This window comes from Streptomyces sp. NPDC046727 (assembly GCF_040645635.1).
Lineage (GTDB): Bacteria > Actinomycetota > Actinomycetes > Streptomycetales > Streptomycetaceae > Streptomyces.
The window spans coordinates 121,549-138,415 of record NZ_JBEYYR010000003.1 but is presented as its reverse complement, the minus strand read 5'-3'; the positions used below and the strand labels follow the sequence as shown (position 1 = coordinate 138,415).

Annotated in this window: 13 protein-coding genes; 2 read left to right on the top strand and 11 right to left on the bottom strand. The window is 71.6% G+C overall.

All coding sequences use genetic code 11. The annotated features are described in order from the left end of the window. Positions 1 to 65: 65 nt before the first annotated feature. From argF to ABZ937_RS04710, 3 genes are all read right to left on the bottom strand, one after another. Complete coding sequence (gene argF, locus ABZ937_RS04720; RefSeq protein WP_361685655.1) at positions 66 to 1,088, bottom strand: ornithine carbamoyltransferase; 1,023 nt, start codon at positions 1,086 to 1,088, stop codon at positions 66 to 68. A 73-nt stretch (positions 1,089 to 1,161) separates the two neighbouring features. Continuing rightward, on the bottom strand, positions 1,162 to 2,385 hold the full coding sequence (locus tag ABZ937_RS04715) for an arginine deiminase (protein WP_361685653.1): 1,224 nt from the start codon (positions 2,383 to 2,385) through the stop codon (positions 1,162 to 1,164). Between the two features lie 162 nt (positions 2,386 to 2,547). Continuing rightward, the gene (locus ABZ937_RS04710; RefSeq protein WP_361685651.1) at positions 2,548 to 3,972 is read right to left on the bottom strand and encodes a macro domain-containing protein; all 1,425 of its coding nucleotides are present in this window, start codon (positions 3,970 to 3,972) and stop codon (positions 2,548 to 2,550) included. 38 nt (positions 3,973 to 4,010) lie between these two features. Here ABZ937_RS04710 and ABZ937_RS04705 point away from each other — a divergent pair, with 38 nt between their 5' ends. Further along, positions 4,011 to 4,913 (top strand): macro domain-containing protein, encoded by a 903-nt coding sequence (locus ABZ937_RS04705; RefSeq protein WP_361685649.1) that lies wholly within the window; start codon positions 4,011 to 4,013, stop codon positions 4,911 to 4,913. Between the two features lie 89 nt (positions 4,914 to 5,002). Here the strand turns inward: ABZ937_RS04705 and ABZ937_RS04700 are convergent, their stop codons facing one another. The 8 genes from ABZ937_RS04700 to ABZ937_RS04665 all read right to left on the bottom strand — a co-directional run bounded on the left by ABZ937_RS04700 (position 5,003) and on the right by ABZ937_RS04665 (position 15,740). Next, positions 5,003 to 5,749, bottom strand: a complete 747-nt coding sequence (locus tag ABZ937_RS04700; RefSeq protein WP_361685647.1) for a nucleotide-binding protein — start codon at positions 5,747 to 5,749, stop codon at positions 5,003 to 5,005. Further along, positions 5,746 to 7,284, bottom strand: a complete 1,539-nt coding sequence (locus ABZ937_RS04695; protein ID WP_361685645.1) for a hypothetical protein — start codon at positions 7,282 to 7,284, stop codon at positions 5,746 to 5,748. The genes ABZ937_RS04700 and ABZ937_RS04695 overlap by 4 nt, the downstream gene beginning before the upstream one ends. Positions 7,285 to 7,303: 19 nt before the next feature. Beyond that, positions 7,304 to 7,927, bottom strand: a complete 624-nt coding sequence (locus ABZ937_RS04690) for a hypothetical protein (protein WP_361685643.1) — start codon at positions 7,925 to 7,927, stop codon at positions 7,304 to 7,306. 152 nt (positions 7,928 to 8,079) lie between these two features. After that, positions 8,080 to 8,619 (bottom strand): DUF5825 family protein, encoded by a 540-nt coding sequence (locus ABZ937_RS04685; protein WP_361685641.1) that lies wholly within the window; start codon positions 8,617 to 8,619, stop codon positions 8,080 to 8,082. Further along, positions 8,616 to 10,466 (bottom strand): RiPP maturation radical SAM C-methyltransferase, encoded by a 1,851-nt coding sequence (locus tag ABZ937_RS04680; protein ID WP_361685639.1) that lies wholly within the window; start codon positions 10,464 to 10,466, stop codon positions 8,616 to 8,618. Before ABZ937_RS04680 ends, ABZ937_RS04685 begins: the two co-directional genes overlap by 4 nt. Before the next feature lie 224 nt (positions 10,467 to 10,690). Next, positions 10,691 to 13,234 (bottom strand): polynucleotide kinase-phosphatase, encoded by a 2,544-nt coding sequence (locus ABZ937_RS04675; RefSeq protein ID WP_361685637.1) that lies wholly within the window; start codon positions 13,232 to 13,234, stop codon positions 10,691 to 10,693. After that, positions 13,231 to 14,709 carry a 3' terminal RNA ribose 2'-O-methyltransferase Hen1 gene (locus tag ABZ937_RS04670; RefSeq protein ID WP_361685635.1) on the bottom strand — a complete coding sequence of 493 codons (1,479 nt, stop codon included), beginning with the start codon at positions 14,707 to 14,709 and terminating at the stop codon, positions 13,231 to 13,233. The genes ABZ937_RS04675 and ABZ937_RS04670 overlap by 4 nt, the downstream gene beginning before the upstream one ends. 89 nt (positions 14,710 to 14,798) lie before the next feature. Then, entirely contained in the window at positions 14,799 to 15,740 is a 942-nt protein-coding gene (locus ABZ937_RS04665) for a hypothetical protein (RefSeq protein ID WP_361685633.1), read from the bottom strand. 161 nt (positions 15,741 to 15,901) lie between these two features. Between ABZ937_RS04665 and ABZ937_RS04660 the strand changes: the two genes are divergently transcribed. Next, a complete protein-coding gene (locus ABZ937_RS04660) occupies positions 15,902 to 16,855 on the top strand; it encodes a serine hydrolase (RefSeq protein ID WP_361685631.1) in 954 nt (317 codons plus the stop codon). Positions 16,856 to 16,867: the final 12 nt, after the last annotated feature.

Sequence of the window (16,867 nt, the reverse complement as noted above, 5' to 3'; positions counted from 1 at the left end):
CGCGGCGGCGGCTCCGGAAGGGGTGGCTCCGGGCCGCCGGTCAGGATAAGGCCTGGTGAGGCGGGTCAGGCAAGGGTTTCCCGGGCGAGTGTGGCCACCAGCACCGCCTTGATGGTGTGCAGGCGGTTCTCGGCCTCGTCGAAGACGACCGAGTGGGCGGACTCGAAGACCTCGTCCGTCACCTCCAGCGAGCTGAGGCCGTGCGTCTCGTGGATCTGCTGCCCCACCGTGGTGCCGAGGTCGTGGAAGGCCGGCAGGCAGTGCAGGAACCTCACGTCCGGGTTGCCGGTGGCGCGGAGCACGTCCATGGTCACGGCGTACGGGGAGAGGGCCGCGATCCGCTCGTCCCACACCTCCTTGGGCTCGCCCATGGAGACCCAGACGTCGGTGGCGACGAAGTCGGCGCCCCGGACGCCGTCGGCGACGTCCTCGGTGAGCGTGACGCGGGCGCCGCTGGTGGCGGCGAGCGCGCGGGCGCGGTCGACGATCTCCTGGCCGGGCCAGTAGGACTTCGGGGCGACGATCCGTACGTCCATGCCGAGCAGGGCGCCGGTGACCAGGTAGGAGTTGCCCATGTTGAAGCGGGCGTCGCCGAGGTAGGCGAAGGCGATCTTCCGCAGCGGCTTGGCGCTGTGCTCGGTCATGGTGAGCACGTCGGCGAGCATCTGGGTGGGGTGCCAGTCGTCGGTGAGGCCGTTGTAGACGGGCACGCCGGCGTGTGCGGCCAGGTCCTCGACCTTGGCCTGGCTGTCGCCCCGGTACTCGATGGCGTCGTACATCCGGCCCAGCACGCGGGCGGTGTCCCTCACCGACTCCTTGTGCCCGATCTGCGAGCCGGACGGGTCGAGGTAGGTGGTGTGGGCGCCCTGGTCGGCGGCGGCGACCTCGAACGCGCAGCGGGTGCGCGTCGAGGTCTTCTCGAAGATCAAGGCGATGTTCCGGCCCCGCAGATACTGCGTCTCGGCCCCGGCCTTCTTGGCGGCCTTCAGCTCGGCCGCCAGCTCGACCAGGCCGCGGAACTCCTCCTCGGTGAAGTCCAGCTCCTTGAGGAAGTGGCGGCCGGCGAGGGCGGTCGAGACTGTCGCCATGGGGGGCGCTCCAGATGTATGACTACGAAGGACTATGGAAGTCTATACGAACATCCGCAATTCTATACGGCGCCTATACGGCGTCTCGCTCTACGGGACAGCTCATGCACCGGGGGCCGCCCCGGCCCCGGCCCAGCTCGCTGCCCGGGATCTCGATCACCTCGATGCCCTGTTTGCGCAGATGGGTGTTGGTGGTGGAGTTCCGCTCGTAGGCGATGACCACACCCGGTTCGACGGCGAGCACGTTGCAGCCGTCGTCCCACTGCTCGCGTTCGGCGGCGTGCACGTCCTGCGTGGCGGTCAGCACCCGGATCTCGCCGAGGCCGAGCGCGGCGGCGATCGCCCGGTGCATGTGCTCCGGCGGATGGTCGGTGACCTTCAGCTCCCGTTCGCCGACGCCCGGCTCGATGGTGTACGAGCGGAGCATGCCGAGGCCGGCGTACTGGGTGAAAGTGTCGCCGTCGACCATGGTCATGACCGTGTCGAGATGCATGAAGGCGCGCCGCTTGGGCATGTCGAGCGCGACGATGGTGCGTGCCGAGCCGGCCGCGAACAGCTTGTGTGCCAGCATCTCCACGGCCTGCGGGGTGGTGCGCTCGCTCATGCCGATCAGGACGGCGCCGCTGCCGATCACCAGGACGTCACCGCCCTCGATGGTGGAGGGGAAGTCCGCCTGCCCCTCGGACCAGACGTGGAACGATGCGTCACGGAACAGGGGGTGGTGGCGGTAGATCGCTTCGAAGTGGACGGTCTCGCGCTGCCGGGCGGGCCAGCGCATGGCGTTGATGGAGACGCCGTCGTAGATCCACGCCGAGGTGTCGCGGGTGAAGAGGTGGTTGGGCAGCGGGGGGAGCAGGAAGTCGTCCAGGTCCATGACGTGGAAGCGGACGGAGGCCGGTTCCGCGTAAGCGTCCAGGAACTCCCGCTTGGTCATGCCGCCGACCAGGGCCTCGGCCAGCTCGTCCGGGGTCATCCGGTCGAAGGCGGCGCGCAGATGGTCGGTGGCGAGGGGGCCGTACTCCTTCTCGTCGAAGACCCGGTCCAGGACGAGCGTCCGGGCCGCCGGGAGCGCCAGGGTCTCGGCGAGCAGGTCCCCGAAGAGATGGACGGCGACGCCACGGTCGCGCAGTACGTCGGCGAACCCGTCGTGCTCGGCGCGCGCCCGGCGCACCCAGAGCACGTCGTCGAAGAGCAGGGCGTCCTTGTTGCTGGGGGTGAGCCTTTTGAGCTCAAGATCCGGCCGGTGCAGGATGACGCGGCGCAGCCGCCCGGCCTCGGAGTCGACGTGGAATCCCATGCCTCCATCCTGACCAACGGCGCCGCGCTTCACCCTCCGCTCGGCGGTTTCCGCACCCCGAGCGGACCGGAAGCGTTCCGGAAGCGGGCGGAGGCTGTCGGCGGAAGCGGCGGCGGGTCTTTGCTGGGGGGCGTGAACAGATGTGCCGGGGGCGTGAACGGATCAGCCGATGCCGGGCGGCGGGAGTGCCGGGCCCCGCTCGTCCACGCGCCGCAGGAAGGCCTCGACCGCCGACAGGTCGGTCCGCTCCAGTTCCTCGGCGCGGATGACGACGCGCAGCTCGGGGCAGACGGCGGGGTCCTGGTCCAGGCTGCGGGTGAACGTCTCGACGATCAGCAGCAGGAGCTGGGTGCGGTCGAGTTCGACGAGGCGGGACAGGCCCGCGCCGATCAGCGGTATGGCCACGGGCTTGAACAGGCCGTGCATGGCGACGGAGGGCCACAGGCGTTCCAGGCTCAGCCGCAGGTCCGCCGGGGCGGACCGGGCACGCAGGTCGTTGCCCAGCCGGGAGTAGGCGAGGGCGAAGACCCGGCGTTTGCCGACGGGGACCGCCACCGCGGTACCGATCGGATAGCGGGTGCGCCGGCCGCGCCGCTTCGCCCGGACGCTCTCCGTGGCCAGCGGGGTGAACTCCTTCAGTCCGCGGCGCAGTGCGGTGTCCAGGAGCTGGTGCCGGCCGTCGAAGAGGCGGCCGACCAGCTGGCCCTGCACGCTCTCCCGGCTGATCACCACGTCGTCGGTGGAGGTGTCGAAGGTGTCGGAGAATCCCACGACCAGGTTGGCGTCCTCCTGGTCGAACAGGTCGCCGCGCACCACGACGACGTCCACCCGCAGCCCGCGCAGGGTGTGGCGCAGCAGTTCGTCGCCGTGCCGCTCGCGCAGCCGGGCGTTCAGGCGGGCCAGGGTTGCGGCGGCCTCGGGGTCGTCCGGCCGTTCCCGGGCCGTCAGTTCGGCCACCGGCAGGGCGAGGTCGTAGCGGCCCAGCGCGGTGTGCCCGGCGATCAGTTCCCGCAGCGCGGTCTCCCTGAGCCGGTTCAGCCGCCGGACCGGTGCGCTCGCGAACTCCTCGTCCTGCGCCTCGGTCAGCGGCCGGCCGCGCCAGAGCCGCAGGGCGTCCGTGAGCAGCCGGACGGCCGAGGCCGGTGCCGCGCGCAGCGCGTCGCCCACCAGGCGGGTGAACTCGGCGCTGTCCAGTTCGTCGTCGGACAGGTCCAGTCGGTAGGTGCTCTCGGCCCCGCGCGCGGTCGGCAGCTGTCCGGTGCGGACGATCCGGGTACCGTGGCCCGGCCCGGCCTGGTCGAACGCGCGGCGCAGCTCCAGGATCCGCTTCTGCACCTCGTTGCGGTTGCGCATGTCCTGGTGGGGCAGTTCCACGGTGTGCTGCCAGACGTCCCGGTACAGCCGGCGGGCGGTCACGGCCTCGCCCTCGGCGGCGACCAGGCGGACCAGCAGGCGTGCCGTGAGCGGGGTGAGCCGTACCGGAGCGCCGTTCACGTCCAGTCGGACCGGACCCAGGACGCTCACGCGGACGCGCGGTGGCCGGGTCTGCACGCGCCTCGCCCCCTCCGCCGCGTGACGTCCCGTCATCAGTGCGGTCAGCGTACCAAGGTGCTCCGGCGGGAATCATGCGGTTGACCCGGCGCAGTCCGGCACGGTTCCGGCTCGTGCGGTCGTGGCGCGGGCGGCGGGTGTTCGCGGGCAGTGTGCTGGCGGCCTTCGGCGGGGTGTCGGCCGTCGTGCAGTTCGCGGGCCAGCTGTTCCCGGGCGTCGTCTCCCGGCCCGGCCTGGTGCTGGCCGGTTCCGTGACCCTGTGCCTGGCCTGGGGGCTGGCCCGGGCGCGTCCGCAGGCCGCCGTGCGGCAGGAGTTCGGGCGCCCCGGCATGACGGTGGTGGTCGAGGAGGGCGACCTGTTCGAGCAGCCGGGCCATCTGGTGGTGGGGTTCACCGACACCTTCGACACCCTCGTGGACGACGGTGTCGTCATCAACGACGGCAGTGTGCAGGGGCAGTTGCTGGCCCGCCGCTACGCGGGGGACGCCGGCCGGCTGGACGCGGAGCTGGCGGCCGCGCTGGCGGGGGTGGCTCCGGTGGCGTGGGAGAGCCCGCGGGACAAGCCCCGGGGCAAGCGGGCGCGGTATCCGATCGGGACGGTCGCCGTCCTCGGTACCCGGCCCGACCTGGTCTTCGGCGTCGCCTACAGCCGGATGGGCAACGACTGCGTCGCCTCGTCCGGGGTCGAGGACCTGTGGCTCGGCCTGAGCCGGCTGTGGGACGCCGTCCGCCGGCACGGCCAGCTGGAACGGGTCACCATGCCGCTCACCGGCGCGGGGCTCGCCCGGCTGCACGACCTCGACGAGGACAGCCTGCTGCGGCTGGTCCTGCTGTCGTTCGTCGTGCACTCCTGGGAGCGGAGGGTCTGCCGCGAGCTGCGTGTGCTGATCCGCCCCGGTGAGCTGGGGCGGATCGACCTGCCGGAGGCCGGCGCGTTCCTGGCCGGCCTGGCGGCGGGCGCCCGGCGCCATGTCTGACGCCGGGCGCCGCCGTCACCGCCGGTACGGCGCCGAGCGGTGCGGGCCCCTCCCCCGGCCGTGGACGACCACCGGGCCCGTACCGCGGTTCAGCGCGCCGGCGGTGTCCCCCCTCCGGTGCGGCCGTAGGCCGACAGATGGCGGTACGGCCAGGTCTGGAGCCAGTCGGAGCGGCTGTCGTCGACCGTGCAGCCCGCCAGCCTCAGCCGTTGGGCGATCTTGCGCAGGGCGGCCTCCGAGCCGTCGAACCGGATGACGTTGCGCCCCGCGATGTCGGCGATGGGGCGCAGCGCACCGACCTCCACCATCAGCGTGCGCTCCGGGTAGGCCATCAGCACCATGCCCAGTTCGATCAGCACGTTCGGCCGGGGCTGACCGGTCGGCTCGGTCTCGTACGGCGGCTCGGTCGTGCCCCGCAGGTCCGGGTGGAGCTGGACGAGGTCGTCCGGGGTGAGCAGCACGAGGGCCGCCTGGGCCTGCTCGGGGGCCTTCGCGACGACCTCGCCGAGGAAGGGTGCCGTCTTGCCGGTGGCCCGGACCAGGTCCTCCCACTCCAGCGGGCGCAGATCGAGCAGGCGCAGCAGGTCGAACATCTTCACCCGCACCTCCTCGTCCCGCCCGTGGATGACGAAGACGTTGCGGCGGCGGTCCGGGGAGGGACCGGAGCGGTCCTGCTCCTGGTGGGCGCGGCCGGCCGCGGCGGGGGCGGAGCCGTAGAAGTTCTGCGTGCCGGAGTTGGTGGTGTTGTTGTCGCCGGTGACGAAGCTGTTGTTGCTTCCGAAGTCGTTCCGGCTGCCGTAGTCGCTGCTGTTTCCGCCCGTGGGTGCCTGTGTCATGCGGATCCCGTCCCCTTGGCGCCCTCGGAGCCGCCGAAGTTGTTCTGCGTGCCCGAGTTGGTGGTGTTGTTGTTGCCGTTCACGAAGCTGTTGTTGTGCCCGTAGTTGTTGAGGATGTTCATCTGGCGGGCCTCGTGCTCCGTCAGGTCCACGTGGTGCTCGTACAGGAAGTCACGGACGATCTGCAGGAGTTGGCGCTCCACGATCTGGGTGTACTTGATCGTGTCCGTCTCCTGGAAGAAGTGGTGGAAGGTGGCGCTGGTCGCCATCTCCCGCACGCTGGTGACGGCTCCTCGGTTCAGCATGGCGTCCGCGTAGCGGCCGAGGCCGAACTCGCTGCTGTCGACGGGCTGCGGCACCCGGATCCGGTTCTTGCGCCAGGGCAGCAGCTCGGACAACTGGGAGCCGGCCTTGCCGCGCAGGGGCCGCACCGCGGACCCGGACGCGCCGCTCAGGGTGTGCCAGGCGAGCTTGAGCAGCAGTCCGCCGTCCAGGGCGGCGGGCAGCCGGTCCACGAGCCGGAAGCTCTTCTTGATCGGCGCCAGCACGTACGAGTAGAACTCGGTGTGCAGGGTGTTGCCCTTGAGATCGAAGCCCACGAACGCCGTGGTGACCAGTTCCTGGTCCCAGGACCCGACCCGGATGCACAGGTACGACCGTCCCGCGTCGTAGACGTCGTCCCTGGGGCCGTTGAGCTGGCCCAGGGTCGGCTCCGTCACCCCGCGGAGCGTCGTGACGGCCGTGGTGAAGGTGCTCTCCTCGACGGCGAGCCCGTCGATCCGCTCCCCCGGCCGGGTCTCGTCGCGCAGCCGGGCGGCCATGCGGCCGGCGACGTAGTCGGTCATCTCCTCGACAGTGAAGGGGATGACCTCCTTCCGCTTCGGCTCCGGGCCGTTCGCGCCGGGTGCCGCGGGCGCGCCCGGTCCCCCCTGCCCGGGGAACACGGGGAGCGGCGCACCGATCAGCAGTTCGGCGTTGGCCCAGCGGCGCACCTGCTCGCCCGCGCCCACGAAGGGCTTGTAGCCGCCGTAGCGGACCACGGTGCCGTCGGAGGCCTGCTCCCGCTTGATCTTGCTCACGAGGTCGTGCGTCAGCTCGGGGTGCTCGGGGTACGCGCCGTCGAACCCGCGCGTCCCGTCCGAGCCGCCGGTGCCCGGCCGCAGCCGCCTGACCAGCAGCTGGAGGGTGACGAGGCGCCGGAAGTACGCGGTGGCCCACAGCAGCCACAGCACCACGAGCAGCGCCGTGAACCCGTTCAGGAAGCCGACGGCCACGAGCACGTAGGTGAGGACCGCGCCCGCCGCGAGGACGGCCAGCCGCACGCGCTGCAGCCGGCGCGCCGCCAGGGCGTGCGCGAGCACGGGGACCGCGTCGTACCCGTACGACGGTGCGACCACCCGGTAGCGATGGGTCAGCAGCTCGCGGATGACGGCGGCGCGGTACACCGGGTCGAAGTAGGTGCCGGCGCACAGCAGCCGGGTGGCGTCGCTCGTGGCGTTCGGCGGAGCGGAGACGGTGAGGGTGTCGGTCGACATGATGGTTGCTCCGCTCTGCTCAGTCGGCCGAGGTCATCGAGGCCTGGGTGATGGTCCCGTCGACCACGGTGTACTGGCCGCTGTACGACTTCTGCGTACCGTCGGTCTGCAGGGCGAGGAGGTTCACCGAGACCGTCCCGCCGTCGACCGAGGTGATGGTGACGTCGTCCCGCTCGGTGGTGGTGAAGCCCGCCACGAAGGAGCTGTAGGACCTGTCGAGGTTCTTGCCGCCCAGTTCCCAGGCCTTGTCGTAGTCGCGCTGGTTGATCGCGTCGAAGAACGCGGTGACCGTGTCGGCGGGACCGGACGTGCCGTACGTCGTCTCCGCGGTGGTCTCCGTCTCGTACGGATCCGGGTCAGCGCTGTCCGTGGTCTCCGTGCCGTACGACGGGTACGCGTCCGTGGTCTCCGTCTCGGTCCCGTACGACGGGTACACGTCCGTGGTCTGCGTGCCGTAGGCGGGTGCCGACGGCATCGTGTCGTACCCCGGAGGGCTGCTGTCGCTGTCGTCGTCCGAGGCCAGGTGGGGTACGACGCCTATGAGGAGGATCAGCAGAAGGGGGATACCGGTGATGAGCAGTGCGTGCGTCCGCTGCGGTCCGCCGGCCGGTAACAGGCTCGGCGGCTCGTAGGTGCCGTTCATGGGTCCTCGCAACTCCCAGCAGACCGCCGGGGTCTCGCTGTGCCGTCGGTATGACGAGAGTCACTCTGCCCGACATCCGTGGGCCGGGAGCTGGTTTCGCGCTTCCGATGCGCTTCCGATCCTGCCGGGGTTCGAACGTCCTGTCGGGCGGCTCAGATCGCCGTGCACGGCACAGGCCACTGCCGGATGCGCGGGGGCAGGGTCACCGCCCAGCCGCCGGCGGACAGGACCAGCCGCTCGGCGGTGAGCAGCCCGAGCGCCTCCTGTCCGGCCGCGTCCAGCGTCTCGACGGGCGTGGGTTCCAGGAGCCGGAGGAACGTGGCGAGCAGGGCGGGGTGGTCCAGGGTCAGCCGGACGGCCGTGCCGCGCTCTCTGCGGTCCAGGACGGTGACGAAGTCCGGGCCGCGCCGGTGGTAGAGGACGCCGTGCTCGTGCTCCGCCCGCCAGGCCATCAACTCACTGTCGTCCGACGGGAGTTCGGCGGGAGGAGGCAGGTGTCGCAGCACGAGGGGGTCGTACGACGGCCGGCCCGTCGCCCGCCAGGTGACGCGCAGGCCGAGGCCCTGACACTCGCGCAGGAACCGCACCGCCTCCGCCGTCTCGCGCCCCGTGCCGCTCAGGTCCAGGGGTGCGGCGGCTTCGACGCGGCGCCCGGTGCGCCGGTGCGGCACGCCGCCGGGCAGCCCGCTCATCCGGCCCCCTCGGGCAGCCGGACCGGTTCGCCCCAGGTGGGCAGGGCGACCCAGGTGGCGCCGTCCCGGAACAACAGGCCCAGGGAGAAGGCGTGGTGGACCCATGCGTCCAGGGCGTCGGCGGACACCTCGTGGCCGTCGGCGGTGAGCAGGCGGTGCAGCGCGGGTACGGTCCGGCCGTCCTCCAGGTGGCGCAGGGCGGCGGCGCCCCAGCCGGTGAAGCGGTGGGTGGCGGGCGGCCGGCCGTGCCGTCGGTCGTGCACCAGCAGCTCCGTCCCGTCCTCCTCGAACAGCAGCCGGGAGTGCGCGTGCCCGGCCCGCCAGGCGGCCACCGCCTCCGTCAGCCGCCGTTCGACCGGGCCGGCGATACCGGCGGGCTCGGTGTCGAACAGGTAGACGAGATCGGCGAGTTCACTCTCGGGCAGGTCGTAGACGTGCCGGTACATCTCGGCCGGGCGGCGCTTGCCGAAGCCGAGGCCCGGGTCGGTGAAGTGCGGGCTGAACCGCTCCAGCTGGATGCGGTGGGCACCGCTCGGCGGCTGGAGGTGGACGAGGGCCGGGAGCTGGTCGATGACGTGCGTGTAGTCGTCGGCACTCTCGCCGGGGAAGCCGTAGAGCAGGTTCCAGGAGCAGGTCAGGGCGTGGTTCTCGCACTCGCGCAGGGTGCGGACGTTACGGGCGCCGGTGACGCCCTTGTCCATGAGGTCCAGGACGCGGCTGCCCAGGCTCTCGATGCCGGGCTGGATGTGCACCGTGCCGGAGTCGCCGAGGAGCCGGAGCTGTGCGGGGGTGAGGTTCGACTTGACCTCGTAGTGCAGCCGCAGGTCCCAGCCGCTCGCCACCACGCGGGGCAGGAAGTCGCGGAAGTAGGCCATGTCGATGATGTTGTCGACGGTGACCACGTCGAGGATGCGGTGGCGGCGCACCAGCCGGTCGATCTCCGTCCACAGCCGCTCCCCGGGCTTGGCACGGAAGGTCATCGCGGAACCGTTCAGCCCGCAGAAGGTGCAGTGGTGCTTCTCGCCCCACCAGCAGCCCCGGGCGCCCTCCACGACCAGCTTCGGATGGATGTATTCCTGGACCGGGGAGGCGTCCAGGGCGGTCTGCCACTGGTCGTAGTCGGGCGAAGGTATGTCGGCCGGGGCCACGGTCCGCCGGGTTTCCGTGTTGGCCCGGGACACCCCGCCGCCGTCCCACCAGCACAGGCCGGGGACGTCCACGGGGTCGGTGCCCGCGTCCAGGTGGCGTAACAGGGCCGGGAAGGCGTACTCGGCCTCGCCGCGCACCACATGGTCGACGAACGGGTGGTTGCGGTGCAGGGCGTGGCCCATCGGGCCGTCGCAGTTGCTGCCGCCGAGGACGACCGTCAGCTCGGGGCGTCTTCGCTTGAGCGCGCGGGCCAGGGCAAGGGACGGCACGTTCTGCATGAAGGTGCTGGTGAACCCGACCACGTCCGGCTCGGCCGCCAGGACCTCGGCGGCGCAGGCGTCGATGAAGGGGGCCGCGTACGGGCGCATCGCCAGGGCCGTGTCGATGAAGACGCCTCGGTCGGCCGCGTAGTCCCGGAGCCGGGCCGTGCCCCAGTCGGGGTCGTCGTACAGGGCGCCGGAGAAGACCCAGTCGCCGAGGCCGTGGAAGATCGCGTCGCTGCCGACCTCCACGCAGTCCCCCGGCCGCAACCGGCCGCCGGAGCGCTCCAGCAGGAACTCCGCCCAGCGCAGGGAGCCGTGGAACTCGGTGACCTCGTCGCCGGGGCGGGCCCGCCGCACGATCCGGTTCAGCAGGCCCAGTTGCAGCGAGGGCAGGTCGAGCGGGTGCCACGGCATCGTGACCAGGTGGACGCGCATGGTCAGCGGGTCGGCCGCTTCTCCAGGATCGCCGGCCGGCGGGTGGTGCTCTGCTGGTCCTCGCGGACCACGACCTTCTTGATCTCCACGTCGGCACTCCCCTCGTCACGCGCGAACACCCTTGTGCCGCACGGCCGTCCACCATATGGACGGTTGTGTGTGCGACACAAGGGTGTTCTGTGACAACGGCCCCTAAAGACGGGGCCGTTGTGTGACGGCCGGGGCTACAGGCGCGGGTCGACCGGCTCCGACTCCAGCGCCAGCACCCCGAACACCGCCTCGTGCACCCGCCACAGCGGCTCCCCGTCGGCGAGCCGGTCCAGGGCCTCCAGGCCGAGGGCGTACTCGCGCAGCGCCAGGGACCGCTTGTGGTTCAGGAACCGCTGCCGCAGCCGGGCGAGGTTGTCCGGCCGGGTGTACTCCGGGCCGTAGATGATCCGCAGGTACTCCCGGCCCCGGCACTTGATGCCGGGCTGCACCAGCCGCCCGTCCTGGTTCCGGACCAGCGCGCCGAGCGGTTTGACGACCATGCCCTCGCCGCCCCGGCCGGTCATCTCCAGCCACCAGTCGACGCCGGCCCGCACCGACTCCGGGTCACCGGTGTCGACGTAGAGCCGTCGGGTGGTCTGCAGGAGGCCGGTGCCGTCGTGCTCCACCAGCCGGTCGATCAGGGCCAGTTGTTCGTCGTGCGGGAGCGCGGCGAGGCTGCGGCCCTGGACGGCGAGCAGCTGGAAGGGGGCCAGCCGGACCCCGTCCAGGCCCTCGGTGGTCCAGCAGTAGCGACGGTAGGCGGCGGTGAACGCGTCGGCGTCGGCGGCCCGTTCGCGCTGCCGGTCCAGCAGGCCGGTGAGGTCGACGCCCCGGGCGGAGGCCGCTTCCAGCGCGGCGAGCGCGCCCGGGAACACCGCGCCGGAGGCGGCGCCCACGGCCGCGTACTGGCCGCGCAGCAGCCCCGAGGCCTTCAGCGACCACGGCATCAGCTCGGCGTCCAGCAGCAGCCAGTCCGTGCCGAGTTCGTCCCAGAGGCCGGCGCCCGTGATCGCCGAGCGCAGCCGGCCGAGGATCTCCTCGGTCACCTGCTGGTCGTCGAAGAACGGCCGCCCGGTACGGGTGTACAGGGACCCGGTGGGCCCTCCCCCAGCCCCGAAGCGCTTCAGCGCCGCCTCCGCGTCCCGGCACACCAGGGCCACGGCCCGCGAGCCCATGTGCTTCTCCTCGCACACGACCCGGGCGACGCCGTCCGCCGCGTACTGGGCGAAGGCCTCCGCCGGGTGCTCCAGGTAGCCGTCCGCCCGCGAGGTCGCCGTCGGTGCCATGGTCGGCGGCAGGTACGGCAGCAGGCGCGGGTCGGTCGCGAAGCGGCTCATGACCTCCAGGGCCGCCGCCGCGTTCTCCTCGCGGACCGCCACCATGCCCGCGTGCCGGGTCTCCACGGCCCGGCGGCCGTGCACGTCGGCCAGGTCGAGCGGCCGGCCGTCGTGCCCGCCGGGCGCCTCGGTGCGCAGCGGCTTCGCCGGCTCGTACCACACCCGCTCGGCCGGTACGTCGACCAGCTCGCGCTCCGGCCAGCGCAGCGCGGTCAGCTTGCCGCCGAAGACGGCACCGGTGTCCAGGCAGATGGTGTTGTTGAGCCATGTCGCTTCCGGCACCGGGGTGTGGCCGTAGACCACAGCCGCGCGGCCCCGGTAGTCCTCCGCCCACGGGTAGCGCACCGGCAGCCCGAACTCGTCGGTCTCGCCGGTGGTGTCGCCGTACAGGGCGTGCGAGCGGACCCGGCCGGAGGTGCGGCCGTGGTACTTCTCCGGCAGGCCCGCGTGGCAGACGACGAGCTTGCCGCCGTCCAGGACGTAGTGGCTGACCAGCCCGTCCAGGAACTGCCGTACCTCGGCCTTGAACTCCTCGCTCTCGCCCTCCATCTGCGCGATGGTCTCGGCGAGCCCGTGGGTGTGCTGGACCTTGCGGCCCTTGAGGTACCGGCCGTACTTGTTCTCGTGGTTGCCCGGCACGCACAGCGCGTTGCCCGACTTCACCATCGACATCACCCGGCGCAGCACGCCCGGGCTGTCCGGGCCGCGGTCGACCAGGTCGCCGACGAAGACGGCGGTGCGGCCCTCGGGGTGCACCCCGTCCGCGTAGCCCAGCCCGGCCAGCAGCGACTCCAGTTCGGCGGAGCAGCCGTGGATGTCGCCGATGATGTCGAAGGGGCCGGTGAGGTGGGTCAGGTCGTTGAAGCGCTTCTCGGTGACGACGGTGGCGTTCTCCGCCTCCTCGACCCCGCGCAGGACGTGCACCTTGCGGAAGCCCTCGCGCTCCAGGTGGCGCAGCGATCGGCGCAGTTCGCGGATGTGCCGCTGGATGACCCGGCGGGGCATGTCGGCCCGGTCGGTGCGGGCCGCGTTCCGCTCGGCGCACACCTCCTCCGGCATGTCCAGCACGATGGCGATGGGCAGCACGTCGTACTTCCTGGCCAGCTCGATCAGCTGACGCCGGGAGTCCTGCTGCACGCTGGTGGCGTCCACGACCGTGCGGCGGCCGGCGGCCAGCCGCTTGCCGGCGATGTAGTGCAGGACGTCGAAGGCGTCCCGGGTCGCGCTCTGGTCGTTCTCGTCGTCGGAGACCAGACCGCGGCAGAAGTCGGAGGAGATCACCTCGGTGGGCTTGAAGTGCCGGCGGGCGAAGGTCGACTTGCCGGAGCCGGAGGCGCCGACGAGGACGACGAGGGAGAGGTCGGTGACGGGGAGCACCCGTCCCGTTCGGGTCTCGGTCATGCGGCCTTCGCCTCCTTCTCGGTCCTGGTCGCGGCTGTGTCCTTCACGAACGTGGCCATCTGGGTGGGCGGGCCCACCTCCGGGTCGTCGGGGCCGACGGGCGTGAACGCGACGTCGTACCCGTGCCGTTCCGCCACCTTCGCCGCCCAGGTGCGGAACTCCTCGCGGGTCCACTCGAAGCGGTGGTCGCCGTGCCGGACGTGGCCGGCGGGCAGGGACTCCCAGCGGACGTTGTACTCGACGTTCGGGGTGGTCACGACGACCGTGCGCGGGCGCGCGTGCCCGAACACGGCGTACTCCAGGGCGGGCAGCCGGGGCAGGTCGAGGTGCTCGATCACCTCGCTGAGCACGGCGGCGTCGTAGCCCTTGAGCCGGTTGTCGGTGTAGGCGAGGGAGCCCTGGACGAGCCTGACGCGGGCCGCCTGCCGCTCCCCCATGCGGTCCAGCTTGAGCCGCCGCGCGGCGATGGTGAGCGCCCGTACGGACACGTCGACGCCGACGACCTCACTGAACCGCACGTCCTTGAGCAGTTCCTGCACCAACTGGCCCTGACCGCAACCGAGGTCGAGAACGCGGGCGGCACCGGAGTCCCGCAGAGCGGCGACGATCGCCTCCCGCCGCTGCACGGCGAGCGGTGTCGGCTTCTCCTCCGCCTCCGTCTCCTCCTCGACCGCGTTGTCGATCGCCTCGACCTCGCTGTCGTCGGCCTCGGCCAGCCGCACCAGCTCCAGCCGCTCGCGCGCCTGCCGGGTCAGCGACCAGCGCCGGGACAGATACCGGCTGGTGATCAGCTGCTGCTCCGGGTGGCCGGCCAGCCAGCCCTCACCGGCCCGCAGCAGCTTGTCGACCTCGTCGGCGGCGACCCAGTAGTGCTTGGCGTCGTCGAGCACCGGCAGCAGCACGTACAGGTGGCGCAGCGCCTCGGCGAGGGTCAGCTTCTCCGACTCCAGGACGAGGCGGACGTACCGCGAGTCGCCCCACTCCGGGAACGCGGTGTCGAGCGGGACGGGGTCGGCGGTCACCGTCCAGCCGAGCGGTTCGAAGAGCCGTCGTACCAGGTCAGGGCCGCCGCGGGCGGGCAGCGCGGGGATCTCGACGCGCAGCGGCAGCGGGGCGGCGGCCCGCTGGGGGCGGGCGTTGCACACCCCGCGCAGGGCACTGGAGAACACGCCACTCAGCGCGACCGCGAGCAGCGAGGAGGCCGCGTACGGACGGTCGTTGACGTACTGCGCGAGGGCCGCGTCCGGGGCGCCGCCGCGGCCCTTGCCCTTGCCCCGCCGGACCAGCGCGACCGTGTCGATCTCCAGGAGCAGGGCGGCCGTGCAGCGCTCGGCGTCCGCCTCGGGGTAGAACACGTGCGCCGTGCCGTACGAGGTGGAGAACGCCTGCGCCCGGTCGGGGTGCTTGTGCAGCAGGTACCCCAGGTCGGTGGCCGGGCTCCCGGCCGTGCCGGTGGTGGAGATCGTCAGGAACATACGGACGATTCTCCCTGGTCAAGCCCCCTCCGACCACCGGTTTTCGCCGCCTCTGCGGCCGGCGGCACGAGCTGCGCCGGCCGCCGGGTTCAGGACTGCGCGTCGACGATCTTCCGGGCCTTCGCCATGGCCCGCTCGTCGGCGGCGCGGCTGTCCTCCAGCGCCTTCTTGTTCTTGGTGATGACGGTCTTCTGCGCGCGGCTCTCGACGGCGTGCACGGCCTTGATGTAGTCGGTGTCGAGCTTGCACCGGGCGTCGGCCTCCGCCGTCTTCTTCTCCTTGCGCGACGGCTGGTCGGTGCGGTACCAGTCGGAGTCGGTGGACGCCTCGTCCGGGTCGGGGTAGCGGAAGCCCTTGCCCTTCATGCACGTCGACCAGGCGCGGTCGGCCTTCTTCCAGGCGGGGTCCTTCGTCGCTTCCTTGTGCGCCTGGTACCAGAGCTGTGCGGGGAGCGAGTAGTAGCCGCTGAGCCGCACACCGCCGATCTTCGTCGGCTTGGGCTCGGGGCCGTAGATCTTCCCGACCGCCTCGCCCATGCACCCCTTCTCGGGGATGGTCCTGCCGTGCGACCGGCGGCTGTCGCCGGTCTCGAAGGTGCCGGTGAGGGCCGTGTACTGGTCGGCGGGCCACTCCATGGGCTGGCTGTCGGACTCCTCCCGCTGCCGGTTGTGGTAGCCGTGCTCGGCCGCCAGGTCGGGGTCGTCCACGCCGTACGGGCTGTTGTCGCCGACCTTGCCGCCGCTCGCGAGGGTGCCCTGCCGGACCGGGTACGTCGACTCGACCGTCCTGATGTCGAGCGTCTTGAAGCCGGTGAACCCGAGCCGGACCATGCACTGCCGGGCGAGGATCCACTGCGCCGTGCCGACGGCCTTTCCGTCGCGGGACGCCGCGTCCGGCAGGTAGGCGTTCAGCGGGAACGCCTTCATGGAGTTGAGGCGGTGGGCCTCGTCGCCGGCGTCGTCGCCGCCGACCAACTGGCATGCCGACACGGCGAGCAGGCCGGTGAGAGCGAGGGGGAGGAGTTTACGCACCGGGTCATACGACCAGTCCGGGATCATGCGCGCTGTGATGGAGCCCACAGTTCCGGCACAAGGTGTTTACAGAAGGTCCATGTGATCTCCGTTATGGCCGCCCGGCCCCCGGACCTGATGGAGTGAGCCCTCGTCAACTGACCACTGACAGAAGGGGAACCATGACCATCACCCAGGGAGCCCGGGCCCGCAGAAGAGCCGCCGTCGCGGTGACGGCCGGTGCCGTCGTGGGCGCGGGGGTCCTCGCGACGGCTCCCGTCCAGGCGGCCACGGCACCGCACACGACCGCCGCGGCGCGCACCGTGGCGGCGGCGCCGCAGGTGCCGGCCCAGGGCGCGTACGCCATGAACTCGGCCACGAACAAGCAGCTCTTCGGCAAGGCCCCGGACGGACGGCTGCGCACCGGCTCCACGACGAAGATCATGACCGCGCTCGTGGTGCTGTCGCAGCCGAACGTGAAGCTCGACAGGAAGGTCAAGATCAAGCGGGAGTACACCGACTACGTCATCGACCCGGTGACGAAGACCCAGCGCTACTCCAGCGCGAGCCTGCTCCTCGGCGACTCGATGTCGGTGGGCGACCTGCTGTACGGCCTGATGCTCCCGTCGGGCTGCGACGCGGCCTACGCGCTGGCGGACACGTACGGCACGGGCTCGACGACGGCCCAGCGGACCAAGTCGTTCATCGGCAAGATGAACAGCAAGGCGCGCGAACTGGGCCTGAAGAACACCCACTTCGACTCCTTCGACGGGGTGTCCAACGGCAAGAACTACTCCTCGCCGCGTGACCTGGCCAAGCTGGCCCAGGCGGCGCTGAAGAACAAGACGTTCAAGAAGGTCGTCGGCACCAAGGTCTACGACGACATGAAGTCGTACCGGCCCGGCGGCGGTACGCACGCCATGAAGCCGTGGAAGAACTCCAACACGCTCCTCACCTCGTACCGGGGCGCGTTCGGCGTGAAGACCGGTTCCGGACCGGAGGCGAAGTTCTGCCTGGTGTTCGCGGCCACCCGCGGCTCGAAGACCATCGTGGGCACCATCCTCGCGGACACCTCGCCGGAGCAGCGCTTCAAGGACGCGACGAAGATCCTCGACTACGGCTTCACCCAGCGGTGAACCGGACCGGGG